This is a genomic window from Tissierella pigra (assembly GCF_009695605.1).
Lineage (GTDB): Bacteria > Bacillota > Clostridia > Tissierellales > Tissierellaceae > Tissierella > Tissierella pigra.
In genome coordinates this window covers 1-6,047 of the sequence record NZ_VUNQ01000085.1, presented here as the reverse complement: position 1 = coordinate 6,047, position 6,047 = coordinate 1, and the positions used below count along the sequence as shown (strand labels likewise).

Below are 6,047 nucleotides of genomic sequence, written 5' to 3'. Positions count from 1 at the left end.
TTTTTAGGGTAATACTTTTATCAGTATGGGTTATCTTATCAAGCTCTATCTTTATTTCTCCCACAGGATATACTCTAATTACATCACTTACTTTGGTTTCTTTCCCCAGTTTATCAGTTATAACAGCAGTTAGCTCGTATGTCCCTGCGTTGTCAAATATTATTAAACCACCTATGTTTGTAAGTTCACCTGTAATATTAGTATCAAAATCTATTTCTTTACCATCCCTTTGAACTGACCATGCTACAGGGTTATCTCCTAAATTTTCGGTGGATAGTTCAATAGCTACCGTTGTATCTGTATGGGCTGTTTCAGGTAGTTTAAACTTAGCAGAAATTACTGGATAAATATCTATAGTTTCTTCATGCTTAACCTCTTTCCCTTGGGCATTTACAGCTGTGGCTATAAAGTTATAACTTCCAACAAATTTAATTTTAATAGTGCCGCCATCTGCCTTTAGTTCTCCATCAATAACTGAAAGTAAATCTACAAGGATACCATCTTTACTAATCTCCCATGTTACTGATTTTACATTTGAGCCTATAGGAACAATTTTTATTTCCTCATCAACATAAGCTGTAAGAGGAAGTTCAAAACTATATTTTGGTGCCGGAACATAAGTTGAATTGCCACCTGAAGATGAACTGTTTTCTGTATCTGTATCCCTATCTCTATCTGGTTTGTTGTCCGTAGGCTTATCAGTTGGTTTTGGTGATATAGTAGGCTTTTCTTGCTCATTTTTATCTTTATCCTTAGCTTTATCTTCCTCTATCTTTTTTTTGGATTTCTCCTGCCTAATAAGCATTGTAAAGGCTTCGGCACGAGTAGATTCACCATTAGGACGAATGGTTCTGTCTGGGTAACCTGAAATAATGTTATATTGTTTTCCAAGGCAAATATATTCAATTTCTTCTTTAGCTAGATTCTCTTCATCAATAAATCCTGTATCACAGGAGCAATCTGGATTATGATTTTCTTTTCCTGTTGCTCTAACTAACATTTTAATTATTTCCATTCGACTAATAGGCTTATTAGGTATATATAACTTACCATAGTCCTCCACTAGAATGATTCCTTCATAAACAAGTGCTTCTATTTCTTTTTGGGCAAAATGACCTATGATATCTTCAAATACTAGACCAACATTCTCTCTATCTTTAGTTTCAAGTTTCATAGTTCTTGCTAGGAGAGCTGAAAATTCTCCCCTTGTAATAATATTATCTGGATGAGATAGTCCATTAGGATATCCTTGAATAATCCCTCTCTCTGTTAGAAGGTTAATTGTTTCCTCTGCCCAATGCCCTATACTATCTGAAAATATATGCTTTGCAGCATAGGTAGAACCTATAAAATTAGTCATTAGTATACAAACTACTAAAAGAATATTAATTATTCTCTTTGATCTATATTTCATTATTACACTTCCTCCTTTTAGCCTGCATAGTTAAACATTTCTCTAATTCTCTCATTTAAAGTTGGCATAACCACATCACCAAATAACAGATATAGTCCTGCTAGAAGTAATGCCCCTAAAACTACTGCTATCAGAATTTTTACTGCTGTGTCAATATAGCCTTCTCCTTTATTATTACTCACTGCTGTTTTTACTGCAGTAGCCTTCCATGTCATAAATTCATTTGCTTTTCTTAATATATATTTCATTCTGTTTTCCTCCATTATTTTTATTTTATATACTCATATTCATGTCTTGTCTTTGATCCTGCGGCTCAAAATCAATTTCTTTAAAACCAAATCGATCTACATAGTAAAATTCACTGCTTGTACTATCATAAAGCTCTATTACATCAGATATAGAAAGAGAATGACCTGTAAATCCTTGGGGATGATCTAGATTAAATTTCGTATATATTTCCTCTAAATCATTGGTTTCAATTTCTCCGTCATAGACAATCCTATAATTATCTTTATCTGATTCTCCAAAGGCTTCCTTAACTTCTTCATAGCCTATGAACTTACGGCCAGGACTTACATCAGTTCTTAGCTGCCATATACGGCAATTTTTTAAGGGTGTCAATACCTTATCATTAAAATGCACTGTATCTCCCTTTGACAGTCTTTCAAATACTCCCTCTGTCCATTTAGGTGTCAGCTTTCTTTGGTAAATCCAATTCTCAAATTCTTCATTTTGAAATATAGAATCTACTATTGCAGTATCCTTTTCCACATATCCTGCAGGATTTCCATAGTAGAAAATACAATCATTCTTAAGCTTAATACTGCTCATATTCCACCTCCAGTCTTCTTTTTCTGCCACCTTATAACTTGGTCCTCTGCTCCTTTCCTTAATAATTTTCCTTTTGGTTCTTATCACCCCTCTCATAAACTTTTGATAGCTCTATGGAGATTTATTTACTCTCCATAGACAATGTCATCCATCATCAATCTTTCTTCTAATTCTCTAATACAGATTCCTGATATTTCAAAGATATCAATTACAAACTGTGGTACATCTGCTATATCATAATCATAATCTGCTTCCACAACTACAACTTCTCCGCTATCTTCTTCTGTATATGCACAAAGCTTTGCATCTCTTGGGATTCCTGCTTCTTGTAAAAGATAATCAGGTACAACAATCTCATCATATTCTTCAAATCTTTCGCAATAAGAGCAATCATCACATCTGCCGCAAACACTTGCAAGATGGACTATTAGTTCTTCTGATAAGTTCTTAAGCCCTTCAGCTGCCTTTATAAGCTCCATTGCATTCATAGTTCTCTTCATAGCAACAACAACATTCTCTAAAGCTGTTATCTCAATCTCATCGCAATCCATAGCTTCTAAACCCTTCATTTCTTCCACGGATAAATTAATATTTTCCTGAATCTTTTTCATATAGATTTCCTCCTTATTTTAAAGTCCATTTTCTATTTCAAATAAGTTTATTTGTGAAGGATTATTTTCCTTCCTTTCCTGCATATCATAATTTGCCACCAGTATTTCTGGGAATTGAGCCCCGTTATCATAACGCTGTTTAATATTGTTAATACGGGTAAAGCTTTCAATCTGAATATTAGGTGCATCGTATATTTCTCTTATAAAGTCACAATCATTGTAGGAAAGTAAGAACTTTCCCTCGATATTCATTAAGGTATCCCTTAGTCTGATATGATCCTTTTCTTGGAATCCACCTTCTCCTACATTTTTATAATATTTTTCGGTTTCATAATATGGCGGGTCTAAATAGAAAAAGCTGACAGGGCGATCATATTGCCTTATCAGCTTTTTAAAATCCTTATTTTCAATTACAACTTTGCTAAGTCTTCTATGTGCCTGTTCAATTAAAGGAAAGTTGCTCCACATATCATGAGGCTGGCTGCCGAAGCTGGTAAGTCCTGATGCATAGCTATATCGAATAAGCTGATAAAAGTATGCTGCTTTTATTACATCACTTTCTATACTATCCCTTGCTAGTGCATTCTTTACTATGTCAAAATCCTCCCTTGAATTTAGTACAAAATGCAGTGCCTCAATTAACTCATCTGGCTTCTCTCTCACACATCGATAGAGATTGGTCAAAAGTCCGTTAAAATCGTTATATACTTCAAAATCATTACCAGGTGGTTTATGAAATAGTACCCATCCCCCACCTCCAAACACTTCTATATATCGTTCATAATAAAGGGGAAATACAGACACGATTAATTCTCTTAGAGCCTTTTTCCCACCTATCCAACTCATAAAACTATTAATATTTCATCACCTCTTTTCTACTTCATTATCAAGATCCAATCTCAGCTGTCCGTTATCATCTGGGAAATGTTCCAATGCTTTGACAAGCCCTCTCCTTACTTTCGATATCTCTCTAATACGGCTTGTCATCTGTCTAATGCTTGCAAAAAGCTCCTTTCTATTAGCTGCATAATAATATCCATTGTCACCACTGCATATTGGGTTGCCATCATTCCTTAACTGATTTACCAGCATCCTTACAGTTCTTGAACTGATGCAGAATCTATTTTGAAGATATGCACTGGATACAGCCTTTTCTTTTCCTGTATGATACTCTTTTATATAGACTAAAAAATCATGTTCCACCTCCCAACCCTCCTCTGATTACGATTATTTTTAGGCAATAAAAAAAGGCCGATTGCTCGTTGTAATTTACAACAAATCAATCAGCCTTAATTATTTTTAGATATTAAAAAAACACGGATATTTACCGTGCTATGCTAATATACCAAGTAATTTTAATAACTTGATACAATCTTTAATTCCTTCTGTATAAATAAACTTTTGCAACTCACTTTCTATAAAACCTGATATATCTTTATAATCTTCTATCTGCCTTCTTGCTTCTTTTGGAATATCTTTATTTTCATGTAGTCTTGCACTTAGTTCCTTTACTGATTCTACACTCTCTTTCACCTCTTCATTTTCCTCAATCAACATAAAATATGCCAGTTCCAATCTCTCGCTTATTGCATTTTCTAATATCTCCATGATATCTTCCACCAGTGCCACCCCCTTCAAGCACCACAATATATCACAAGTTATTAGATATAGCTATTAGAATATTTACTACTGCATTGATAGTTTTATACTATCTGCTTCTTTACTGAATTCATAATAGAATTTTTCTTCATTTCGTTTAATAAAGCCATTCTGACAAGGTTCTAAACCTCTTTTTTCAATGTCTGCCCTTGCATATTTTATATAATCAAAGTTATCTCCAAGTATCGTATCCACTTCTATAATTCCATTCTTTTTTGCTAGAATTCTACCGTACTTTTCAAGGTTATCTCCACTTGGTACAAAGTCATAACAATCTAGATTCTGAGAAATATCAAGGGCAAGATCAAGTCTTGTACATACTTCTAGTTCCATTGCTGATTCTAAGTGTTCTATAAAAAAGTCTTTACCTCGTCCTTGTTCATCGCATACATATCCAAAGTTATTGGCATCTTCAATTAATCTCTCTATGGTCTCATATTGATCTTTTAACTCTATAATATTAGGAAATATGCACTTTACATCTAATAAAGTCCCTTCGCTCCAATCACTTATGCCAAGTGTATCTAATGCAATATACATCGCATCAGGTTCTAAACTAGATAACTCATAGTCAGGAAGGTTTATCCATACTCCTTCATGCTGGTCTTCACTCCCCACTTTTATTTTTACAGTCCAATCACCTTCTGTTAGCTTATCTAAATTTGTACCATCATAGATTTGTTTGAGACTGTTTCTTTGAAGCATATAGCCTGTGTCAGTAAATACACCTTGAAAGTCCTCATGATATTCTCTTCCCAGCTGCTCCGTTTTGATAAAGGAAAGTATCTCATCAGTTGCATCTTCCTTATATCTTGCTATATATTCTCCAAGAGATCTATCATCTATAGCCTTATAATAAAAATAGAATTTACTTAATTGCTCCGAAAGATTAATTAAATCTGTTGCAGTTTCTATGGGTATAATTTTAACAGCACCTTCCAAAGTATATTGTTCTTTGACTGACATCTCGTCAAATCTATTTTCAAGATATTCTTTTTCTCTTTCTGTTCCTTCAAGGTCTTTTAAAAGATAATCTAGTTCCTTCATAGGCTCATCCCACCTATGCCTTGGGACTGGTCCACTGAATGCTCTTCTGACTTTTTAATTTCTTCCTGTGGTCTGGACAACACTTTAAAATTATCTTCCCCCGGGATAAGACCAAGGCCTCTTCCGTTATCCCATCTCATGTGTATAGTTCCGAGATCATCCACTTTTGTAACTGTTCCTTTCATACCTGTTTCTACTCCTTGAATATCATCCATTGTTGAAAGTAATTCTATTCTTGTACCTATAGGATACATATCTTTAATTCTCTTCACTTGCTCCCTATTATTATTCAAATTGCATCCCTCCCATTCTTGGTTGTTCTATTCCCATTTCTTCAGATATGTGACATGTCACATATAGATGGCTATGTGCCCAAAAATAATATGGGACGAAGTTATATAGAAATGGTGTAAATCCGCATAATCTTCCATTAACTTCGTCCCATATTTTAAAATAGAATCAAACTAACTTTGCCAATTTTTCCA

Annotated in this window: 9 protein-coding genes; all 9 read right to left on the bottom strand. The window is 34.2% G+C overall.

From position 1 onward, the window contains the following. Positions 1 to 1,414 (bottom strand): S-layer homology domain-containing protein (locus tag FYJ83_RS19105; protein WP_195838073.1); only part of this gene is annotated, 1,414 nt, incomplete at its 3' end. Between the two features lie 17 nt (positions 1,415 to 1,431). Beyond that, entirely contained in the window at positions 1,432 to 1,662 is a 231-nt protein-coding gene (locus FYJ83_RS19100; RefSeq protein WP_195838072.1) for a DUF6133 family protein, read from the bottom strand. A 25-nt stretch (positions 1,663 to 1,687) separates the two neighbouring features. After that, positions 1,688 to 2,245 (bottom strand): YodL domain-containing protein, encoded by a 558-nt coding sequence (locus FYJ83_RS19095; protein WP_154443085.1) that lies wholly within the window; start codon positions 2,243 to 2,245, stop codon positions 1,688 to 1,690. A 125-nt stretch (positions 2,246 to 2,370) separates the two neighbouring features. Beyond that, positions 2,371 to 2,856: a hypothetical protein gene (locus FYJ83_RS19090; RefSeq protein ID WP_154443084.1), complete on the bottom strand. Its 486-nt coding sequence runs from the start codon at positions 2,854 to 2,856 to the stop codon at positions 2,371 to 2,373. Between the two features lie 18 nt (positions 2,857 to 2,874). Beyond that, a complete protein-coding gene (locus FYJ83_RS19085; RefSeq protein WP_154443083.1) occupies positions 2,875 to 3,702 on the bottom strand; it encodes a DNA adenine methylase in 828 nt (275 codons plus the stop codon). A gap of 18 nt (positions 3,703 to 3,720) precedes the next feature. Further along, a complete protein-coding gene (locus FYJ83_RS19080) occupies positions 3,721 to 4,059 on the bottom strand; it encodes a hypothetical protein (RefSeq protein ID WP_154443082.1) in 339 nt (112 codons plus the stop codon). 129 nt (positions 4,060 to 4,188) lie between these two features. Further along, positions 4,189 to 4,476: a hypothetical protein gene (locus FYJ83_RS19075; protein ID WP_154443081.1), complete on the bottom strand. Its 288-nt coding sequence runs from the start codon at positions 4,474 to 4,476 to the stop codon at positions 4,189 to 4,191. Positions 4,477 to 4,542: 66 nt separating this feature from the next. Further along, positions 4,543 to 5,562 carry a hypothetical protein gene (locus FYJ83_RS19070; RefSeq protein ID WP_154443080.1) on the bottom strand — a complete coding sequence of 340 codons (1,020 nt, stop codon included), beginning with the start codon at positions 5,560 to 5,562 and terminating at the stop codon, positions 4,543 to 4,545. Next, positions 5,559 to 5,855 carry a DUF4314 domain-containing protein gene (locus FYJ83_RS19065; RefSeq protein ID WP_154443079.1) on the bottom strand — a complete coding sequence of 99 codons (297 nt, stop codon included), beginning with the start codon at positions 5,853 to 5,855 and terminating at the stop codon, positions 5,559 to 5,561. Before FYJ83_RS19065 ends, FYJ83_RS19070 begins: the two co-directional genes overlap by 4 nt. Positions 5,856 to 6,047: the final 192 nt, after the last annotated feature.